22 protein-coding genes are annotated in these 20246 nt (G+C 31.7%); 21 read left to right on the top strand and 1 reads right to left on the bottom strand.

The window, feature by feature from the left end; genetic code table 11:
* The first annotated feature begins 273 nt into the window (after nucleotides 1–273).
* The 15 genes from RCH18_RS02535 to atpG all read left to right on the top strand — a co-directional run bounded on the left by RCH18_RS02535 (nucleotide 274) and on the right by atpG (nucleotide 14334).
* Nucleotides 274–615 (top strand): PadR family transcriptional regulator, encoded by a 342-nt coding sequence (locus RCH18_RS02535; RefSeq protein WP_326935196.1) that lies wholly within the window; start codon nucleotides 274–276, stop codon nucleotides 613–615.
* Between the two features lie 487 nt (nucleotides 616–1102).
* Nucleotides 1103–1372, top strand: a complete 270-nt coding sequence (locus tag RCH18_RS02540; protein WP_326935312.1) for a GIY-YIG nuclease family protein — start codon at nucleotides 1103–1105, stop codon at nucleotides 1370–1372.
* A 696-nt stretch (nucleotides 1373–2068) separates the two neighbouring features.
* Nucleotides 2069–2791, top strand: coding sequence for a hypothetical protein (locus tag RCH18_RS02550; protein WP_326935197.1), 723 nt, complete (start codon nucleotides 2069–2071; stop codon nucleotides 2789–2791).
* A 31-nt stretch (nucleotides 2792–2822) separates the two neighbouring features.
* Nucleotides 2823–4292 (top strand): DUF5687 family protein, encoded by a 1470-nt coding sequence (locus RCH18_RS02555; protein WP_326935198.1) that lies wholly within the window; start codon nucleotides 2823–2825, stop codon nucleotides 4290–4292.
* A gap of 48 nt (nucleotides 4293–4340) precedes the next feature.
* On the top strand, nucleotides 4341–5036 hold the full coding sequence (locus RCH18_RS02560; RefSeq protein WP_326935199.1) for an ABC transporter ATP-binding protein: 696 nt from the start codon (nucleotides 4341–4343) through the stop codon (nucleotides 5034–5036).
* A 470-nt stretch (nucleotides 5037–5506) separates the two neighbouring features.
* The gene (gene porW / locus RCH18_RS02565; RefSeq protein ID WP_442788137.1) at nucleotides 5507–8158 is read left to right on the top strand and encodes a type IX secretion system periplasmic lipoprotein PorW/SprE; all 2652 of its coding nucleotides are present in this window, start codon (nucleotides 5507–5509) and stop codon (nucleotides 8156–8158) included.
* Nucleotides 8159–8160: 2 nt separating this feature from the next.
* Nucleotides 8161–8550, top strand: coding sequence for a bactofilin family protein (locus tag RCH18_RS02570; protein ID WP_326935201.1), 390 nt, complete (start codon nucleotides 8161–8163; stop codon nucleotides 8548–8550).
* 34 nt (nucleotides 8551–8584) lie between these two features.
* Nucleotides 8585–8764 carry an AtpZ/AtpI family protein gene (locus tag RCH18_RS02575; RefSeq protein WP_326935313.1) on the top strand — a complete coding sequence of 60 codons (180 nt, stop codon included), beginning with the start codon at nucleotides 8585–8587 and terminating at the stop codon, nucleotides 8762–8764.
* Nucleotides 8764–9147: a hypothetical protein gene (locus RCH18_RS02580; RefSeq protein ID WP_326935202.1), complete on the top strand. Its 384-nt coding sequence runs from the start codon at nucleotides 8764–8766 to the stop codon at nucleotides 9145–9147. The genes RCH18_RS02575 and RCH18_RS02580 overlap by 1 nt, the downstream gene beginning before the upstream one ends.
* 132 nt (nucleotides 9148–9279) lie before the next feature.
* Complete coding sequence (gene atpB / locus RCH18_RS02585; protein ID WP_326935203.1) at nucleotides 9280–10419, top strand: F0F1 ATP synthase subunit A; 1140 nt, start codon at nucleotides 9280–9282, stop codon at nucleotides 10417–10419.
* Nucleotides 10420–10459: 40 nt separating this feature from the next.
* Entirely contained in the window at nucleotides 10460–10660 is a 201-nt protein-coding gene (gene atpE / locus RCH18_RS02590; RefSeq protein WP_031453874.1) for an ATP synthase F0 subunit C, read from the top strand.
* 82 nt (nucleotides 10661–10742) lie between these two features.
* The gene (locus tag RCH18_RS02595; protein ID WP_326935204.1) at nucleotides 10743–11234 is read left to right on the top strand and encodes a F0F1 ATP synthase subunit B; all 492 of its coding nucleotides are present in this window, start codon (nucleotides 10743–10745) and stop codon (nucleotides 11232–11234) included.
* 4 nt (nucleotides 11235–11238) lie between these two features.
* A complete protein-coding gene (atpH, locus tag RCH18_RS02600) occupies nucleotides 11239–11772 on the top strand; it encodes an ATP synthase F1 subunit delta (protein ID WP_326935205.1) in 534 nt (177 codons plus the stop codon).
* Between the two features lie 38 nt (nucleotides 11773–11810).
* Nucleotides 11811–13388 carry a F0F1 ATP synthase subunit alpha gene (gene atpA / locus RCH18_RS02605; protein ID WP_326935206.1) on the top strand — a complete coding sequence of 526 codons (1578 nt, stop codon included), beginning with the start codon at nucleotides 11811–11813 and terminating at the stop codon, nucleotides 13386–13388.
* Between the two features lie 85 nt (nucleotides 13389–13473).
* Complete coding sequence (atpG, locus tag RCH18_RS02610) at nucleotides 13474–14334, top strand: ATP synthase F1 subunit gamma (RefSeq protein ID WP_326935207.1); 861 nt, start codon at nucleotides 13474–13476, stop codon at nucleotides 14332–14334.
* A gap of 86 nt (nucleotides 14335–14420) precedes the next feature.
* On the opposite strand, the gene RCH18_RS02615 is transcribed toward atpG, so the two are convergent.
* Nucleotides 14421–14699, bottom strand: coding sequence for a hypothetical protein (locus RCH18_RS02615; protein WP_326935208.1), 279 nt, complete (start codon nucleotides 14697–14699; stop codon nucleotides 14421–14423).
* Between the two features lie 255 nt (nucleotides 14700–14954).
* Here RCH18_RS02615 and RCH18_RS02620 point away from each other — a divergent pair, with 255 nt between their 5' ends.
* The 6 genes from RCH18_RS02620 (at nucleotide 14955) to RCH18_RS02645 (ending at nucleotide 20227) form a co-directional block, all read left to right on the top strand.
* The gene (locus RCH18_RS02620) at nucleotides 14955–15542 is read left to right on the top strand and encodes a Uma2 family endonuclease (protein WP_326935209.1); all 588 of its coding nucleotides are present in this window, start codon (nucleotides 14955–14957) and stop codon (nucleotides 15540–15542) included.
* Nucleotides 15543–15861: 319 nt separating this feature from the next.
* Nucleotides 15862–16305 carry a GNAT family N-acetyltransferase gene (locus RCH18_RS02625; protein WP_326935210.1) on the top strand — a complete coding sequence of 148 codons (444 nt, stop codon included), beginning with the start codon at nucleotides 15862–15864 and terminating at the stop codon, nucleotides 16303–16305.
* A 72-nt stretch (nucleotides 16306–16377) separates the two neighbouring features.
* The gene (locus tag RCH18_RS02630; RefSeq protein WP_326935211.1) at nucleotides 16378–16785 is read left to right on the top strand and encodes a hypothetical protein; all 408 of its coding nucleotides are present in this window, start codon (nucleotides 16378–16380) and stop codon (nucleotides 16783–16785) included.
* Between the two features lie 97 nt (nucleotides 16786–16882).
* The gene (locus RCH18_RS02635) at nucleotides 16883–18349 is read left to right on the top strand and encodes a lipopolysaccharide biosynthesis protein (RefSeq protein ID WP_326935212.1); all 1467 of its coding nucleotides are present in this window, start codon (nucleotides 16883–16885) and stop codon (nucleotides 18347–18349) included.
* Nucleotides 18350–18570: 221 nt separating this feature from the next.
* Entirely contained in the window at nucleotides 18571–19005 is a 435-nt protein-coding gene (gene dut / locus RCH18_RS02640) for a dUTP diphosphatase (protein WP_326935213.1), read from the top strand.
* Nucleotides 19006–19216: 211 nt separating this feature from the next.
* A complete protein-coding gene (locus RCH18_RS02645) occupies nucleotides 19217–20227 on the top strand; it encodes a sugar phosphate nucleotidyltransferase (protein ID WP_326935214.1) in 1011 nt (336 codons plus the stop codon).
* Nucleotides 20228–20246 lie beyond the last annotated feature (19 nt).

Genomic DNA, 20246 nt, shown 5'->3' on the forward strand with positions numbered 1-20246 from the left:
TAAATTAAACTTTTTGAAAATTTTAACGCATTATATTAAAGTTATTTTTAGCCACAAATTGTACGAAAATTCACGAATAGGATATTTAAAAAACAGTACTAATTTTTATTTTAAAGTGTTCGTTAAAACTAATAAAAAATAAAATTTGTGTTAATTTGTGAAATTTGTGGTTTATTTTTAGTCAAAATGAATTGTTTTGTTTAAAATTTATATACCTAACATTAAGATGTATAAGAATCTTATGTATATTTGTTTTAATAAATCTTAAAAAAAATGAAAAACTCGCAATTATATAAGGGAAGTTTAAATACCATTATCATGAAGTTGCTGGAGGAAAACGGTAAGATGTATGGTTATGAAATCACTCAAAAAGTAAAAGTGATTACACTAGGCGAACTCAATATTACCGAAGGCGCTTTATATCCTGCACTACACAAACTAGAAGCCGAAGGAATTTTAGATGTAGAGATAGAAAAAGTAGATAACCGGATGCGCAAATATTACAAACTGACTGAAAAAGGAACTGCTGAAACCGTAAACCGACTTTCAGAACTGGAAGATTTTATTAGAAACATGCAGAGTTTAGTTAACCCAAGTCCAAAATTAGAATTTTAACTATTTTTTCGAAGAATGACAGTAGTAAAATTATACAACTTATTAATACTACTTTGTCATGCTGAGGAACGAAGCATCTCTACAAAATTGGCAAATCACATTTAAACACTTTATATGATTAATTTTAATAATGTAGCAACAAAGATTATCAAAAGATTATCAAAATATTGCTTTGTCATGCTGAGGAACGAAGCATTTTTACAAAAGTGGCAAATCATATTTAAACACTTTATATGATTAATTTTAATAATGTAGCAACAAAGATTATCAAAAGATTATCAAAAGATTGCTTTGTCATGCTGAGGAACGAAGCATCGCCACAAACTATAAAATCATCTTTAAAGCAAAAAACATGATAGAATTTTAATAGTCAAACCATATTCTTTGTCATGCTGAGGAACGAAGCATCACTACAAACTATGAAATCATCTTTAAAACAAAAATCATGATAGAATTTCAAGAAGGGTAATATACTTATTATGTTTATATTTTAACGAATAAGGCAAAAACAGTTTTGTATACCGGCGTTACTAATAATTTAAAAATTCGATTACAGCAGCACAAAGAATTGCTGAATCCGAATTCTTTTACAGCTAGATATAATGTTCATTACTTATTGTATTTCGAAAAATTCACATGGATACAAATAGCAATCGCTAAAGAAAAAGAAATTAAAGGATGGAAAAAAGATAAGAAAACCACACTTATAAAAACAATTAATCCTGACTTGAATTTTCTTAATCATTTGTTTGAATAGTAGGAAAGAGATGCTTCGTTCCTCAGCATGACAAATAGAGTTGTTAAATTCATCGTATTTCGAAAAATTCACATGGATACAAATAGCAATCGCTAAAGAAAAAGAAATTAAGGGATGGAAGAAAGACAAGAAAATCACACTAATAAAAACAATTAATCCTGACCTGAATTTTCTTAATGAGTTGTTTGAATAATAGGGAAGAGATGCTTCGTTCCTCAGCATGACAAATAGAGTTGTTAAATTCATCGTATTTCGAAAAAGTTACATGGATACAAATAGCAATTGCTAAAGAAAAAGAAATTAAAGGATGGAAAAAAGGCAAGAAAGTCACACTTATAAAAACAATTAATCCTGACTTGAATTTTCTTAATTATTTGTTTGCATAATATTGTAGAGATGCTTCGTTCCTCAGCATGACAATCAGAGTTGTTAAATTTACTGTATTTCGAAAAATTTACATGGATACAAATAGCAATTGTTAAGGCAAAAGAAATTAAAGGATGGAAAAAAGACAAGAAAATTACACTTATAAAAACAATTAATCCTGACTTGAATTTCCTTAATTATTTGTTTGAATAATATTGCGGAGATGCTTCGTTCCTCAGCATGACAAAAAGGTGAGTTATTTTACTAATAAAATTTACATTAAATAGAAAACGGGATAAAAAAGGAAAATTAAAAAAAATATAATTATAGATGAAACTAACCTCCTCACAAATAGACCAACTTTTTACTTTTACCCAGCAGCATTATGTGGAGTATTATGACTTGCAATCAGAACTAGTGGATCATTTAGCCAATGCAATAGAAATGCAATGGCAAGTAAATCCAAAATGCTTTTTTGACGAAGCTCTGAACATCGAATTCAACAAGTTTGGTGTTTTTGGATTTATGGATGTTGTGGAAAAAAGACGAATAGCACTTAGTAAGAAATATAACGGTTTGGTTTGGCAACATTCTAAAGATTTTTTTGGTGTTCCAAAGATTTTCTTAACGGTAGCTATGACTTTATTGCTTTTTACTTTTATAAAATTAAGTTTATATAAAGAGTGGATTATAGTTGGTTTTTATATCCTGTTAGTAGGTTTTACATTTTATGAAATGTTTAGAAACCGAAAAACGAGAAAGGAAAGAAAGAAATCAAATGATAAAAAATGGCTTTTTGAAAGCATTATCAATCAATACGGCACTTTTTCTGCAACAATAATACTGCCTCTTAATTTTTTACTTCAATTAATAAATCATGGTGATAGCTTCCTAACTAACGATTATTGGATATTAGTAATTAGTTTTCTTTTTGTACTATTTAGTTTGATACTTTTTATTGTATTCAAAATTATTCCGTCTAAAGTTGGTATCTATTTAGAAGCGACATATCCTGAATATAAATTCGAAAACTGTAACATTTCTCTAATTTAACTACATACTATACAACCAAAATAACCAAACCATGATTCAAAAATTTCTTTATCTCGAATGGAAAGCATTTTCTAGATCGGCTTCTTTTGCCACTAACTTAGCTTTGAAAATCCTGATGGGCTTTGTAGCCGCCTATTTTATCTTGATTTTCTTAGCACTGGGAGTAATGACTTTTTACATTCTAAAAAAGGAGAATTTAGACCCAATTGCCACCGTAAATAAATTCATGATTTACTACATTTTAATGGATTTAGTGATACGGTTATTGGTGCAAAAAATCCCTGTATTGAATATTCGTCCGATGTTGATTTTCCCCATCAAAAAAAGTACAATTGTTCATTTCTCCCTTGGGAAAACAGTTTTATCATTTTTCAACTTAATTCATGGGTTTTTTATAATTCCTTTTAGTGTTGTATTAATCATAGAAGGATATGATGTTGTTTCGGTGTTGCTCTGGTTTACGGCTATAACTTCCTTAATTTATATTAATAATTTTATCAATATTATACTAAGTAATAAGGACAATTTATTTGCCATTTTCTTAGCATTAGTAGCAATTTTAGCAGGATTGCAGTATTATGGTTATTTTAATATCACTGATTATTCAGCACCATTTTTTGATGCTATTTTCAACACATATTGGGCATTTGCAGTTCCAGCTTTACTTTTAGTAGTGTTATATTATTTCACTTTTTTGTTTTTCAAAAAGAATTTATACCTCGATGCAGGGCTTTCTACTAAACACGATGTGGCGAGAACGGAGAATTTAAGTTGGTTAAACCAATTTGGAACCATCGGAACATTCTTGAAAAATGATATTAAATTAATTAAAAGAAACAAACGTTCAAAAACCACCGTTGGATTAAGTGTAATGTTTCTATTTTATGGACTTCTTTTCTTTACAAACGGAATTGAGGCTTATAACAATCCAATGATGCATATTTTTGCGGGAATATTTGTTTCAGGCGGATTTCTAATCACTTTTGGACAATTTGTTCCTAGCTGGGATAGCGCTTATTACCAGTTAATGATGACGCAAAATATTCCTTACAAGGGCTATTTAAGTTCTAAATGGTGGTTGATGGTTATTGCTACAATTGTGTCAACAACTATTGCGTCATTTTATCTTTATTTTGGTTGGCAAATTTATTTGACAATTATTGTAGGGGCTATTTATAACATAGGCGTGAATTCCCATTTAGTTTTGCTTGGCGGTGCTTACACTAAGACACCCATAGATTTGAGTTCTGGCAAAGGGGCTTTTGGCGACAAAAAAGCATTCAATGTAAAAACGATGTTAATTTCGATTCCGCAGTTAGGTTTACCTGTTTTGTTGTATTGGTTAGGTTCTAAATTTTTCAGTCCTGATGTCGGCTTAGTTTTAGTAGCAACATTAGGAATCTTAGGATTTGCGCTGAAAAACAAAGCATTCTCACTAATTGAAAAAGTTTACAAAACAGAGAAATATGCCACTATTGCCGCTTACAAACAAAAAGGATAATTAAAAGACACATTACCACTAACCATTTAAACTACTAAGCTATAAAGAATGATCAAAGTAAACAACCTTTCAAAAACGTATAACGGAACGACCGTATTAAAAATAGATTCTTTAGAAATAAAAAAAGGCGAAAGCTTTAGACTCGTTGGAAACAACGGAGCCGGAAAAACGACTTTTTTCAGTCTTTTGTTGGATTTAATCCAGCCATCTACAGGAAATATTATCAACAACAATATCCAAGTGAATACTAGCGAAGCGTGGAAACCTTTTACCGCTTCTTTTTTAGACGAAAGTTTCTTAATAGGCTACTTGACTCCCGAAGAATATTTTTATTTCATAGGTGATTTACGCGGACAAAACAAAGCTGATGTCGATGCTTTACTAGCAACACACGAAGAATTTTTTAATGGTGAGATACTGAAAAACAAAAAATATTTACGTGATTTATCTAAAGGAAACCAAAAGAAAGTGGGAATTATTGCCACGCTGATAGGAAATCCTGATGTGATCATTCTCGATGAACCCTTTGCAAATCTAGACCCAACAACCCAATTCCGATTAAAAAAAATCATCAAGGATCTAGCTAACAATCCAGAAGTTACCGTACTAGTTTCCAGTCATGATTTGCAACACACCGTTGAGGTAAGCGATCGAATTGTCGCGATGCACAAAGGGGAAGTAGTCAAGGACATTCAAACCTCTGAGGAAACACTGAAAGAATTGGAATTGTTTTTTGCTGTTTAGAGGAATGTTTAATAGACCACAGATTCGCAGATTTTTAAAAGTTTTTGTAAAAAAATATGCGAATCTGCGGTTTAAACCTAATCTTCATAAAGCAACTTTTATTTGGGCGTGACCCGAAGTTGCTTCGTCGTTCCTTCTGGCAACTTCGGGTCGGGCTTTCGCTCCCAATTTTTTTTATTCTTTGTCAAAAATAAAAAAGGATTTCCGCTGTATCCCTTACGCAAAGCAACAAAAACTAGTCAACAAAATTAGTAAGGTAAAATCATTAATGTGCTTATACAGTTTTATAAGAAGTATTTAATAATGACACACTGCTTATTTTAAGAAAATCTGCGAATTTGCGGTTTAAAAGACATTTGTTTTGCTGGATTAAATGCACATAATTTTCACGCTATCAAAAAGAAATGTATTTTTACCAGTCAATATACTAAAAAGTGTATTTGATAGTTAATTGATAAAAACGTTTTCCATTGAAAATCAATATAATTAAACAATTTCTCCTGCTTTTATTTTTAGTATTTGTCGCTGCATGCTCTACTAAAAAGAATACTTTTTTGTCTAGGAATTCACATGCTTTAAGCACGAAGTACAATATTTTGTATAACGGTGGAGTAGGCTTTGACAAAGGCGTTCAAACTATTAAATCCAATAATGATGATGATTTTTGGCAACTTTTACCGCCAGAAAAAATGCAGTTAAAAGATGAAATTCTGTCTAGTTCTAAACCCAGTAACGCTGATTTTGAATTGGCGGAGACCAAAGCTACAAAAGCTATTCAAAAACATTCAATGAACATTGGTGGAAGAGAAAGAAATAGTCAAATTGATGAAGCCTATTTAATGCTTGGAAAAGCACGGTACTTTGACCAGCGTTTTGTGCCAGCACTCGATGCTTTTAACTATATTTTATACAAATATCCCAATAGTAGTAAGATTTATGAGGCTAAAATATGGCGCGAAAAAACGAATATGCGTTTAGGCAATGACGCTTTGGTGATCAAAAACATTAGTAAACTATTAGAAGATCGCAAAGTTAAAAATCAAGTTTTTGCAGATGCAAATGCGCTTTTGACTGCCTCTTTTTTAAATCTAGAAGAGAAAGATAGCGCTGTTGCTAAAATTAAATTAGCAATAGAATTTACTAAAGTGAATCAGGACAAAGCCAGATATCGTTTTATTCTAGCACAACTGTATCAACAATTGGGTTATAAAGACAGCGCAATTGCTTCTTATCAATCAGTTATTGATATGAATAGAAAAGCCGATCGACAATTTGTAATTCAAGCACATGCTAAAAAAGCAGAGCTGTTTGATTATCAGAATGGAGATTTTGATTTGTTTGAAGAGAATTTTGAAAAATTAATTAAAGACAGAGAAAATCGTCCTTACAAAGACTTGATTTATTATAATTATGCCCTTTATTTTGACACACAGAATAACCATAAAGAGGCTCGTGACTTGTATAATGCATCATTAAAATCCAATTCCAAAGATGCTTATTTAGTAGCGTCAAACTATAGAAATCTAGGAAACATGTATTTTAAAGAAGCGGCTTATCCTGCTGCTGCTAAATACTATGATAGCACCTTAGTAAAACTTAATAACAAGTCTAGAGAGTTTTTTAAAATCCAAAAAATAAGAAAAGATTTGGATGAGGTAATTTTATATGAAGCAATAGCCAAACAAAATGATAGTATCTTGAATGTAGTTAAGCTAAATCCAGCTGATAGAGTACTATACTTTGAAAACTATATTGAAAAATTGAAAAATGAAGATGAGGCAAAACAAGTTTTAGCCGAGAAAAATGCTATTAAACAAAAAAATATCGATCGCAATAATGCAGCTTCAACATTTGATGATTTTTCTGATCCAAACTTTGCAAATCCGCTCGCAGGATCTAATGCAAATCCTCCTGCAATGCCAATTAAATCATCAGCCACTGATGATAAACCAATTAAATCATCAGCTACTAATAATAGTACTTTATTTTATTTTTATAATCCTACGACCATTGCGTTTGGGAAATTGCAATTTAAAAAAATATGGGGGAATAGATCATCCGATGGCAATTGGAGAATTTCATCAAATAATACAGTGAACACAATTGAGAATGCTTTAAATTCTAGTACTGATATTTCAGATAATATAGAGGAAAAAGAAGCTGTGTTAGAAAAATATACTATTGACTTTTATTTAAAACAACTTCCCAGTAGTGCTAAAGCGATAGATAGTATTTACACCGAGAGAAATTCAGTTAATTATCAACTAGGTATCATTTACAAAGAAAAATTAAAAGAAAATCTTTTGGCTATAGCCAAACTGGAAAATGTTTTAAACAGAAATCCAGAAGAAAAACTGATTCTTCCATCTCTTTATAATTTATATAAGTTATATGAAAATACTGATTTAAATAAAGCAACTGCTGTTAAAAACAAGATAATTGCTCAATATCCTGACTCACGATACACGCAAATTATAACTAATTCAAAACCAACGTCTCAAGAAAACTCACCAGAGGCTGTGTATACAAAATGGTTTAAATTGTATGAAGAGGAACAATTTTCACTCGTTTTATCAAATATAGATCAATTGATTTTAGAATTTTCAGGTGAGGTCATTGTATCCAAATTTGAATTGCTTAAAGCATATACTATAGCTAAATTAAAAGGCTTGGCTGCATACAAGAACGCTTTACAGGATGTAGCTACTAATTATCCTAATACGGACGAAGGCAAGGGTGCACAATTGATACTTGACGAACAAATAGGACAGTTAGAGCAAATGGATTTTGCAATGACTGATTCTAATAATTGGAAAATTTTATATAAAGTAGGTGGTCGTGATGACAAGGCTACACAAGAATTAGAAAATAAAATTAAAAGTTTTATAGATAGCGAAAATGTGCAAAAAATTTATATTTCTTATGACATCTATACAACTAATGTAAGCTTTATAACTATTCATGGAATCAAATCAAAACTGTATGCAAATGATATTGCATTAATTCTAAAAGACAATAAAAAGTTTAAAATAGTTGAAACCCCAATTGTACTCTCAAGTGAAAATTATAAAGTGATCCAAATCAAGAAAAATCTTGATGAGTACTTAGCGTTAAATTTATAAATATGTTTGATAAAAAAAAGAAACCATACACCGAGCTTTTAGGAAAAACCAATCGAATTGTAGAAGGAACAAGTATTAAAGGCGATATTATTTCAAAAGCCGATTTTAGACTGGATGGAGAATTGACTGGCAATTTTAAGACAAGTGGAAAACTAGTTATAGGTCCAGCAGGAAGCGTAACAGGAGATATAATTTGTAATAATGCAGATATAGAAGGAAAATTTAGTGGTAATATTCAAGTTACAGAATTATTGAATATAAAAGCAACGGCAATAATAAAAGGTGAAGTAACCGTAGGTAAATTATCAATAGAGCCAGGAGCTGATTTTACTGCAAACTGTGTAATGAATTTAAGTGCAAAACAAGCAATTTCAGTTAATGAACAAAGATAAAAACAATTTAAAACAAACTAATAAATGGCTTGTGATGCTAAATATTCCCTTTCAAATGGGAATAATCATCTTTTGTTTTACTTACTTAGGAATATGGCTTGATAAAAAATACACTGACTCGTCAATATTCACTATTATATTATCACTTTTTGCCGTTTTTATTGCCTTATATAATGTGATAAGGCAAGTTAAAAATTTAAATAAAGACAATTAATGCAACCATTCTACAGATTTTTAATTACTATTTTACCAATTTCTATTGTATTATTTTTTTTACAATACTATATAACTAAATTATTTTTTATAAATATTTCGTTTTTTTATTCTACATGGAGTATTTACGTTTTTCACCTTACATTGACATTATTAAGTTATGGTTTTCTACTATTTGTAAGTAGAACTTTTGCTGATAAAACTGGATTTGCTTTTATGGGATTTAGTCTTTTAAAAATGTTGGGCGCTATCGTTTTTTTGATTCCCTTGATTCAGTCAGAAATTTTAAGCAAAATTCCTGATGTTGGCGCCTTTTTTATTCCCTATTTTTTATTCCTATTTTTTGAAACTTTTTATGCTATTCGATTAATAAATAAACAGTAAATCTTATTTATAATTAGCGGAATTAAAATATAATTTTATGCTGAAAAACAAAATGATATGTTTTCAATTGTGAATATTTTATGTACCTTTGCAAAAAATTTTGAAACGTAGAATTAGACACACAATTTAAGAATGGTATTTTCAAATAAACTTGCTCAGTTCATATTAGTTGCCGTAATAGCCAGTATTCCTTATTTTGGATTTGCAAATCCAGAGGCCGTGAATGTTTCTGCTGCAAATGAAGTGGTTGCCGAAAATTCGACAGCAGCAACTCAAGAGACAGAAGAATTTAGTGCTACTAAATTGATTAATTCGCATATTGGTGATTCTCATGAATTTCATATTGCTGATTGGAATGGACATCCCATTACTTTTTATCTTCCTGTAATTTTGTGGACAAACAACGGATTAGAAATTTTCTCTTCTGAAAAATTCCACCATGACAACAAAGCCGAACATTTTGTGGATCAAAATGGTCAAAAGCTAGTTCGCTACAATGAAATTATTTTTTACGCTGATAAATTTGAAACTTTAACACAGGATCAAAAAGACAATGGCGCATTTGAATTTGGTGCAAGACCTTTGAACTTTTCGATTACAAAGAATGTCTTTTCTATGTTTATGTCGGCTATTGTTATGTTTTTGATATTTTTAGTAGTAGCAAGATCGTACAAGAAAAACCAATTAGCACCTAAGGGTATTGCTGGTTTTCTTGAACCATTAGTAACATTTGTAAGAGATGATATTGCGAGACCAAATATTGGAGAGAAAAAATATGCGCAATACATGCCCTATCTTTTAACTATCTTTTTCTTTATTTGGATTAACAACTTGATTGGTTTAATTCCGTTTTTTCCTTTTAGCTCAAACTTGACTGGAAACATCTATTTTACTTTTGTTTTGGCTTTTATCACTTTTATTGTGACATCTTTCAGTGGAAACAAACAATATTGGGGACATATTTTAACACCGCCTGTACCAAAAGCATTGTATCCAATTATGATTCCTGTAGAAATTATTGGCATGTTAACAAAGCCGTTTGCATTGATGATACGTTTGTTTGCTAATATTACAGCAGGTCACATCATCATCTTGAGTTTAATTTCATTGATTTTTATATTTGAAACTTTGGCGGTTTCTCCTATTTCGGGAGCATTTGTATTATTTATGTTGGTATTAGAAATGTTAGTTGCTGCATTGCAAGCTTATATTTTTACGTTGTTATCAGCATTATTTATTGGTCAAGCAGTAGCAGAGCATGATCATCATTAATTTGAGTTTTATTAATTATTAACTATATAAATTTATTATTATGGTATTAGCTGGAATCGGAGCTGGATTAGCAGTAATTGGTGCAGGTCTTGGAATTGGAAAAATTGGTGGATCTGCTATGGATGCCATTGCTCGTCAGCCAGAAGCTGCTGGAAAAATCCAAACTGCTATGATTATCGCTGCTGCACTTATTGAAGGTGTTGCACTTTTCGCAGTAGTTGTTGCGTTAATCGCAAAGTAATTACAAATTAAAATTTCCTGTAGCGGTTGGCTGCAGGAAGTTTTTATTTATAAAATAAAAAAAATATTTTAAATATACCTATATGAATCTTACAGCACCGGAGAGTTTAATTTTTTGGACAACGATTATTTTCATTGTTTTCTTTCTACTTTTGAGAAAATTTGCTTGGAAACCAATTTTGGGAGCCGTAAAAGGTCGTGAAGAATCGATTAACAATGCTTTGGCATCAGCCGAATCAGCGCGTAGAGAGATGCAGAATTTAACTGCTGATAACGAGCGTATTTTACAAGAAGCGAGATTAGAGCGAGATAATATGCTTAAAGAAGCTCGTGAAATGAAAGATAAAATGATTGCTGATTCTAAAAAAGAAGCACAAATTCAAGGCGAAAGAATGATTGCGCAAGCAAAAATTGCGATTGAAGCAGAAAAAAATGCAGCAATGGCTGAATTGAAATCACAGGTTTCAATATTGTCATTGAATATTGCAGAAAAATTATTGAAAGACCAATTATCTAATAATGAAGCTCAAACTAAATTGATTGAGAATATGTTAGGTGACGTAAAATTAAACTAAAGTTATGTCAGGAACTAGAGCAGCAATTCGGTATGCAAAAGCATTTTTAGATTTAGCTATTTCTGCGGGAAACGAGCCAGATGTCTATAAAGATATGGCTTTAATTTCGTCAACAATAAATAGTAATGAGGAGTTGAGTAGTTTTATTCAAAATCCAACAATTTCTGTTAGTGTAAAACAAAGTGCCTTGACAGAAGTTTTTGCAAATACAACAGCATTGACTAAAAGTCTTTTCCGTTTATTATTTGAAAACAAGAGATTTGAAATTTTAGCAGATATTGTTTCACAATACGTTCTTATATCAGATGAAAACAATGGTTTTCAAATCGTGACGGTAACTACAGCAATTGCTATGGACGCTGCGCTTGAAGCTAAAGTTTCTGCGAAGATAAAAGAATTTTCAGATAAGAAAATCACAATAGTAAATACAATAGATCCTGCTATTATAGGAGGATTTATTTTAAGAATAGGCGATAAAGAGTATAATGCTTCAGTTGCCAATAGATTACAAGTATTAAAAAGAGAGTTAAGTAACTAGTTATATTGCACGTTAAAGTGTCTAATTTAAAAATTAAGATGGCGGAAATTAAACCTGCTGAAATATCAGCAATATTAAGAAAGCAAGTAGAAGGTTTTGAATCTGGCGCTACGCTAGAGGAAGTAGGAACGGTACTTCAAGTTGGAGATGGTATTGCTCGTGTTTACGGGCTTTCAAATGTTCAATACGGTGAGTTAGTAGAATTTGACAATGGTCTTGAGGCAATTGTTTTGAATCTTGAAGAAGACAATGTGGGTGTGGTACTTTTAGGACCATCAACAGGAATCAAAGAAGGTTCTACTGCTAAAAGAACACAACGTATTGCTTCTCTTAAAGTAGGAGAGCAAATGGTAGGTCGTGTAGTAAACACCCTTGGTTTTCCTATTGATGGAAAAGGACCAATAGGTGGAGACTTATACGAAATGCCATTAGAAAGAAAAGCTCCAGGAGTTATCTTCCGTCAGCCAGTAACTGAGCCTTTACAAACAGGTATCAAAGCAGTAGATGCAATGATTCCGGTAGGAAGAGGACAGCGTGAGCTAGTTATTGGTGACCGTCAAACAGGTAAATCAACTGTTTGTATTGATACCATCTTAAATCAAAAAGAATTTTACGATGCAGGGAAACCAGTATTTTGTATTTATGTTGCTATTGGACAAAAAGCGTCAACGGTAGCAGGAATTGCAAAAATGTTAGAAGAAAAAGGCGCAATGGCATATACCATTATTGTTGCTGCTAATGCTTCTGATCCAGCTCCTATGCAAGTTTATGCTCCTTTTGCAGGTGCTGCCATTGGAGAATATTTTAGAGATTCAGGTCGTCCAGCTTTAATTGTTTATGATGATTTATCTAAACAAGCTGTTGCCTACCGCGAAGTATCTTTATTATTAAGAAGACCACCGGGACGTGAGGCATATCCTGGAGACGTTTTTTACTTACACAGCCGTTTATTAGAGCGTGCCTGTAAAGTAATTGCTGATGATGGAATTGCAAGAAACATGAATGATTTACCGGATTCATTGAAATCAATTGTAAAAGGTGGTGGTTCGTTAACAGCTTTACCTATTATTGAAACTCAAGCTGGTGACGTATCCGCTTATATTCCAACAAACGTAATTTCGATTACGGATGGTCAAATTTTCTTAGATGGAGATTTGTTTAACTCGGGAGTTCGTCCAGCGATCAACGTAGGTATTTCGGTATCTCGTGTTGGAGGAAATGCTCAAATTAAATCAATGAAAAAAGTAGCAGGAACATTGAAATTAGATCAAGCACAGTTTCGTGAATTGGAAGCGTTTGCTAAGTTTGGTTCTGATCTTGATGCGGTTACATTAAACGTAATTGAAAAAGGAAAAAGAAACGTTGAAATCTTGAAACAAGGTTTGAACGATCCATATACTGTTGAAGATCAAGTTGCTATTATCTATGCAGGTTCAAAAAACTTATTAAGAAAAGTTCCTGTGAATAAAGTAAGAGAATTTGAGAAAGACTTTTTAGAATACTTGAACAATAAACATAGAGATACTCTTGATGCTTTGAAAGCAGGAAAACTAACAGAGCAGATTACAGATGTAATCGAGTCAGTAGCAAAAGAATTATCAGCAAAATATAACTAAAATAAGTATTAAGTATTAGGTATCAAGTATCAAGATTTTTCCTTGACTTAATACTTAATACTTAAATCTTAATACTTAAAAAATAATGGCAAATTTAAAGGAAATCCGTAATAGAATTACTTCCGTTTCATCAACGATGCAAATTACATCAGCGATGAAAATGGTTTCTGCAGCAAAGCTAAAGAAAGCACAAGATGCAATCACTGCAATGCGTCCTTATGCCGAAAAATTGACTGAATTGCTACAAAATCTTTCTGCTACGCTGGAAGGTGATGCAGGTGGAGAATATACGACACAACGCGAAATCAAGAAAGTACTACTTGTAGTAATCACTTCTAACAGAGGTTTAGCAGGTGCTTTTAATACTAACGCCATTAAAGAAGCTAAAAGTCGTGCCATATATTATGCTGGAAAACAAGTTGATATTTTTGCTATTGGTAAAAAAGGAAATGATGTTTTAGGTAAAACACTTGATGTTGTTGCCAATCAAAGTTCGGTTTTTGATGACTTGACTTTTGATAACGTAGCAAAAATAGCTGATGAATTAACTCAGAAGTTTGTTTCAGGTGAGTATGACAAAATTGAGTTGATTTACAACCAATTTAAAAATGCTGCGACACAAATAGTACAAACGGAACAGTTTTTACCGCTTGCGCCAATTCAATCAGATGCTGCTGTAACACCTGGAGATTATCTTTTTGAACCATCAAAAGAAGAGATTGTATTAACATTGATTCCAAAATCATTGAAGACACAATTATACAAAGGTATTCGCGATTCATTTGCCTCGGAGCACGGAGCGCGTATGACTGCTATGCACAAAGCAACAGATAACGCAACAGAATTGAGGAATCAATTGAAATTAACATATAATAAAGCGCGTCAAGCAGCTATTACTAATGAGATCTTAGAGATCGTTGGTGGTGCTGAGGCATTGAAAGGATAGGAAGAATTTTTAAATTTTATAAAAAAGGCGATTGAAATTTGTTTCAATCGTCTTTTTTTGGTTTTATTAAATATTTAAATAGTTTTTTACTTTAGTAAAATAGTTGCGTATAGGCCTAGAATCATTAACATCAGGGTTACAAAAAACGCAAAATACCATTTAATCATTTCGCTTATTGTTTCTGCTATTTTTATATCAAGTTTTAACATTTCTTCTTTGAGAAGGCTTTTGTATTCGGTTGCAGTTTTGTTGGTTTGATTTTCTATACTTTCACATAAGACCTCCGCAAAAACTTTAGCGCGACTATCGTCTAGCTTTAAGTCCTTCCTGAAAAAATAGTATAGTTTTATTTCTGTAGGAGTCATTTTTGATTTTTATCACATAAATGTACAATTTTTTCTTTTCATTTTTAATTTGTAATTTATTTCCGTAATTGTCAATTAACTATTGGTCATAATTTTTAAGATACAGTGTCACTGATAATAACCAAGAAATCCGAGATTGCAAAATGATGATTTAATTATAAATTGTAAACAATTCCTAAATTTGATTCATTTTTAATTATTATTATTTAGTAAAGTAATGTTATTTACTTAAATTTGATTTTAAAAGCGCATATAATGTCGATAATTACAAATTTTTCTGATTTAGATTTAACTAAACAATACACGTATTCAGATTATTTGCGTTGGCATTTTCATGAACGATTAGAACTGATTAGAGGATTTATTTGGAAAATGAGTCCAGCTCCCAGTATGGTACATCAAACGATTGTTAATAATCTTACAGGAATTTTTTATATTAATTATAAAAATAAACCTTGCAGAGTTTTTCAGGCACCTTTTGATGTTCGATTGCCTATTCCATCATCCAGAAAAGACTCTACAGTCGTTCAGCCTGACTTATGTATCATTTGTGACGAAAGCAAATTAGATGCAAGGGGATGCAATGGGTCTCCAGATTTGATGGTTGAGATTCTGTCGCCAAACAATAGTAAACATGATGTACACACTAAATTTAATCTCTATCAAGAAGCTGGTGTCAAAGAATATTGGATTGTTGAACCGAATGATAAACTGATTTTAGTTTATACATTAGTGAACGGAATATTTATTGGTTTAAAACCTCAGGTTGAGGGAGAAAAAATTACAAGTCCTTTGTTTCCAGATTTAGATATTGTCATAGAAGATGTTTTTTATAAAGTGTAAGTAAGTAAGTAAGTAATTAGCTTTCAGTATATTATTTTTTAGTCTTGTATAAATTCTAAAGGTGAAGTTCTTGTTTGATTATTTAGTCCAATTATACCAGTAATATTCGCATATTCCTGTGGATTAATAGCAAAGGAATTATTTGCAATAAATCGATAAATCGAATTGCAAAATGAAGTATCTCATTATATTTAAATTTTACGACTACTTACCAAAGCAATGAAAAGCTGCAAGCAAAAATATTTTTTTGTAAAAGTATTTTAACTATTATTTGTCGGCATTTTTTATTTCCTTTATAGCGTAACAATTAGCCTAAAAAATGCAACTACATATTAAAGAACTCACCACAAAACAAGAGATGCTTACACAATTTCATATTATGGAATATTTATACACTAATCTAAGTTTAGATAAGTACGATCAATATCTTTCAGATATGATACCTCACAAATATCAGCAAGTTGCGGTTTTTCATAATGAGATTTGTGTAGGGCTTACAGGCCTATGGTCAGGGACAAAATTATGGTCAGGCAAGTATTTAGAAATTGATAATTTTATTGTACATCCCAAGTTTCGTATGAAAGGCATTGGCAAGATGATGACTGATTACATTGACGCTAAAGCCAAAGAGCTAAACTGCACCATGATTGTTTTAGATGCATTTACTGGAAATTTTGCAGCACATCGATTTTATTATAATCAAGGGTACGCACCTAAAGGATTTCATTTTGTCAAAATATTAAATAAAGAAGGATTAAGCTAAGTTACTATTATGAAAAGATATTCCACAATAATCGCAATTTCGCTGCTTACACTTAGCCTAACATTCTGTGCTATGAAACATGAATTACAAATTCAATTTCCGCAGGAAATCAAGTCAGTTTATTATCAAAAAGATAATGAAAAGCCTGCAAATAGTAAAACAAATCTCTATATCGAATTTAATTCACCGCTATCTAAGACTATACTATTAGACAAAGTTCATTTTGATAAGCAATCAGTACAAATAGAAGAAATTAACTCTAGCAAGTTCGTAGCGCATTTCAAGAACAATAATATAATCAGTGACCTCATTTTAGATGCTGATGCTGAAAAAGAATACGGCAATAAAGCGCCCGTTATTAAAAAAACTGATTTTGATTTAAAGTCGGATGAAGCGATTTTAGAATATAGAGAAAATGACAAAATCCACTATTTCAAAATCACAGACCTTATAGAAAAAAATCAAACACTAATTAAATAGTACTTCTTTTTTAGTATCTCAAAACAATTAGGCTCTTTGACCCATTAAAAGAAAGAATTGGTTATTTTTGTCGCTTGAATTTTAATAAAAAACCATTTTGGGATTATATAAAAATCTTTTTAAACAAACTGCGATTTACGGATTAGCAACAGTAATACCGCGAATGTTCAGCTTTTTATTGGTACCCTTATATACAGATTTACTCCCAAAAGCAGAATATGGAAAGGTTTCTATAATATTTGCTTATATGATTTTTTTTAATGTCATTCTAGCGTACGGAATGGAAACGGCATTTTTTAGATTTTATAATAAGGAAACCAATAAAAAATCAGTGATAGAAACGAGTTCTGTTTCTATATTTTGGACTTCGCTCGGGTTTTTATTTATATCATTGCTCTTTAGAAAATCATTATCCATTTGGTCAGGAATAGATGAGCAATATATAACCTACACTATTTGGATTCTTGTTTTAGATGCATTGGTAATTGTGCCGTTTTCTCAATTAAGGGTCAATCAACAACCCATACAATACGCAATTATAAAAATTGGAAACGTAGCTGTAAATTTGTTTTTAAACATCTTCTTTTTAATATCCTTACCAGCAATAGCACAATCAAACCCAGATCATTTATTAAGTAATTTGTATATCGCTGACTTCCAAATAGGTTATATTTTTGTATCTAATATTGTGGCTAGTTTGCTAACTTTTATATTGCTATCACCAAATTATGCAAAATTAAAATGGCATTTTGATTACAATTTATGGAAGCAAATGATGAAATATGGAATGCCTATAATGATTGCTGGAATCGCATTTGCCATAAATGAACAATTTGATAAAATTTTATTAGGTAAACTATTGCCAGCTAATATCGCTGCCGCTGAAGTTGGCGTTTATTCAGCTTGTTATAAATTAGGTTTATTTATGGTATTATACCGCACTGCTTATACATTAGGAATAGAACCATTTTTTTTTAGTCATGCAAATAATAAGGATGCGCCGCAAACATACGCTACGATTACTAAATATTTTGTAATTTTTGGTTCCTTTATTTTGCTATCAGTGATTGTTTTTGCTGATGTCTTAAAAATGATTATGATCCAAGACGCATCATATTGGGAAGCTATGAAAGTGGTGCCTTTGATCATCTTGGCTAATTTTTTTCTTGGAATTTATACGAACCTTTCCGTGTGGTATAAACTCATTGATAAAACGCATTACGGAGCGTACATTTCTATAATAGGAGCTGTAATCACCTTAGCGCTTAATTATTTGCTAATTCCCACTATGAGTTATTATGGATCGGCAATTGCAACTATTGCTGCTTATGGTAGCATGATGGGAATCTCTTATTATTTCGGAAATAAGTATTATCCTATTCCTTACGACATCAATAAAATAGCAATGTATTTGCTTATTTCTATTGGATTTTCATCGATTTCCTTTTACGGTTTTAGAGAAAATTATTTTGTAGGTATATCGCTATTAACAATTTTTTTATACTTCATATATTACAACGAAAAAGAATTATTAACTACTATTTTAAAAAGAAAATCAAAGTAAATACTATTTTATGGGAGCTAATCGCGCTGTACGTTTCAAGCTTTTTCCTAAAACTGTTTTTTTCTAAGCACAAAAAGGAGCTTCTTGCAGTCGCTCTTTTTGTACAAGAAAAAATACAGTTTTATAAAAAAAGGCTTTTCACTTCCATCACGGCTAAGACTTAGAAATAAAAATAAATACCAATTCATAAACGTATTTTTCGATTTATAAAACAAGAAAAAATGACAATAAATATTATAAACAAATCAGCTCACGCCTTGCCTAACTATGAAACAATAGCTTCAGCAGGGATGGACTTAAGAGCTAATATTACTGAATCAATAACACTAAAACCCCTAGAAAGAGCCATCATAAAAACAGGCCTTTTTATTGCTTTGCCCATAGGTTACGAAGCACAAGTGCGACCACGAAGCGGCCTTGCAGCAAAGAACGGAATTACCGTGCTCAACTCACCTGGAACTATTGACGCTGATTATCGTGGGGAAATTGCTGTGATTTTAGTAAATTTATCCAATCAAGATTTTATAGTACGAAATGGAGAACGCATTGCGCAAATGATTATTAGTAAGCACGAGCGCGCAGAGTGGATTGAAGTACATGAACTATCAAAAACAGATAGAGGAGAAGGTGGTTTTGGAAGCACTGGGGTTAAATAGTGATTCGTGAATCGTGAATCGTGAATCGTGAATCGTGAATCGTGAATCGTGAATCGTGATTCGTGATCGGTATTAAATGGTAAAAATTTATATTAATCAATAACTGTCGAAATCGTTATAAACCGCTAAATCTACGGTTGAAAAAAAATAATAAAAATCTTTGTGAACTTTGCGAAAATCTTCGTGAACTTTGCGTTTAAAAATAAATTCAATGAAAATAATTGTACCAATGGCTGGCCGTGGATCACGCCTTCGCCCACATACTTTAACAATTCCTAAACCGTTAATTCCTATTGCTGGTAAGCCAATCGTGCACCGTTTGGTCGAAGATATTGCAGGAGTTTTGCAACAAGACATAGAGGAAGTTGCCTTTATCATCCATGAAACTTTTGGCACAAAAGTGGAAGAAGAATTAATTGCAATTGCAACTAAACTCGGCGCTAAAGGAACCATTTATTACCAAAACGAAGCGCTGGGAACTGGTCACGCCATTATGTGTGCAAAAGATTCATTATCCGGACCAGCAGTTATCGCTTACGCTGATACGCTAATACGTGCTGATTTTGATTTGGATAAAAATGCTGATAGTGTTATTTGGGTTAAACAAGTTGATCATCCTGAAGCTTTTGGTGTGGTGAAATTAAATGACAATAATGAAATAGTAGAATTGGTAGAAAAACCAGCTGAATTTGTTTCTGATCTTGCTGTAATTGGAATCTATTATTTTAAAGATGTGGCCGTTTTAAAAAATGAATTGCAACTAGTTTTAGATAACAATATTATTCATGGCGGTGAATACCAAATCAATGATGGAATCAAGCAAATGATGGCTAAAGGAATGATATTCGTTCCAGGCAAAGTGGATGAATGGATGGATTGCGGTAATAAAAATGTAACAGTAGAAACTAATTCTAGAATGTTAGGTTTCCTTCATAATGACGGAGAACACTTAGTAGATTATGATGTGAAATTAGAAAATTCTACTATCGTGCCACCTTGTTACATTGGTAAAAATGTAACTTTAGTTAATACAACTGTTGGCCCAAATGTTTCTTTAGGAGATGGATGTCATGTAGAAAACAGCATTATTAAAAATAGCTTGATTCAAACACATTCGCACATAAAAAATGCTCAGTTAGATAATGGAATGATAGGGAATCACGCTAGTTTTGATGGCAATTTTACAAGTATTAGTATAGGAGATTATTCGGTTTTAGAATAATACTCATCCGGCCCTTAGA

It is taken from the genome of Flavobacterium sp. PL11 (genome assembly GCF_035985025.1).
In the GTDB taxonomy this organism is placed as follows: Bacteria; Bacteroidota; Bacteroidia; order Flavobacteriales; family Flavobacteriaceae; genus Flavobacterium.

Excerpts from the sequence above, each read along its gene's own strand:
- RCH18_RS02535 (WP_326935196.1), top strand. The coding sequence starts at position 274 with ATGAAAAACTCGCAATTATATAAGGGAAGTTTAAATACCATTATCATG.
- RCH18_RS02550 (WP_326935197.1), top strand. The coding sequence starts at position 2,069 with ATGAAACTAACCTCCTCACAAATAGACCAACTTTTTACTTTTACCCAG.
- RCH18_RS02555 (WP_326935198.1), top strand. The coding sequence starts at position 2,823 with ATGATTCAAAAATTTCTTTATCTCGAATGGAAAGCATTTTCTAGATCG.
- RCH18_RS02560 (WP_326935199.1), top strand. The coding sequence starts at position 4,341 with ATGATCAAAGTAAACAACCTTTCAAAAACGTATAACGGAACGACCGTA.
- RCH18_RS02570 (WP_326935201.1), top strand. The coding sequence starts at position 8,161 with ATGTTTGATAAAAAAAAGAAACCATACACCGAGCTTTTAGGAAAAACC.
- RCH18_RS02575 (WP_326935313.1), top strand. The coding sequence starts at position 8,585 with ATGCTAAATATTCCCTTTCAAATGGGAATAATCATCTTTTGTTTTACT.
- RCH18_RS02580 (WP_326935202.1), top strand. The coding sequence starts at position 8,764 with ATGCAACCATTCTACAGATTTTTAATTACTATTTTACCAATTTCTATT.
- atpB (WP_326935203.1), top strand. The coding sequence starts at position 9,280 with ATGGTATTTTCAAATAAACTTGCTCAGTTCATATTAGTTGCCGTAATA.
- atpE (WP_031453874.1), top strand. The coding sequence starts at position 10,460 with ATGGTATTAGCTGGAATCGGAGCTGGATTAGCAGTAATTGGTGCAGGT.
- RCH18_RS02595 (WP_326935204.1), top strand. The coding sequence starts at position 10,743 with ATGAATCTTACAGCACCGGAGAGTTTAATTTTTTGGACAACGATTATT.
- atpH (WP_326935205.1), top strand. The coding sequence starts at position 11,239 with ATGTCAGGAACTAGAGCAGCAATTCGGTATGCAAAAGCATTTTTAGAT.
- atpA (WP_326935206.1), top strand. The coding sequence starts at position 11,811 with ATGGCGGAAATTAAACCTGCTGAAATATCAGCAATATTAAGAAAGCAA.
- atpG (WP_326935207.1), top strand. The coding sequence starts at position 13,474 with ATGGCAAATTTAAAGGAAATCCGTAATAGAATTACTTCCGTTTCATCA.
- RCH18_RS02615 (WP_326935208.1), bottom strand. The coding sequence starts at position 14,699 with ATGACTCCTACAGAAATAAAACTATACTATTTTTTCAGGAAGGACTTA.
- RCH18_RS02620 (WP_326935209.1), top strand. The coding sequence starts at position 14,955 with ATGTCGATAATTACAAATTTTTCTGATTTAGATTTAACTAAACAATAC.
- RCH18_RS02625 (WP_326935210.1), top strand. The coding sequence starts at position 15,862 with ATGCAACTACATATTAAAGAACTCACCACAAAACAAGAGATGCTTACA.
- RCH18_RS02630 (WP_326935211.1), top strand. The coding sequence starts at position 16,378 with ATGAAACATGAATTACAAATTCAATTTCCGCAGGAAATCAAGTCAGTT.
- dut (WP_326935213.1), top strand. The coding sequence starts at position 18,571 with ATGACAATAAATATTATAAACAAATCAGCTCACGCCTTGCCTAACTAT.
- RCH18_RS02645 (WP_326935214.1), top strand. The coding sequence starts at position 19,217 with ATGAAAATAATTGTACCAATGGCTGGCCGTGGATCACGCCTTCGCCCA.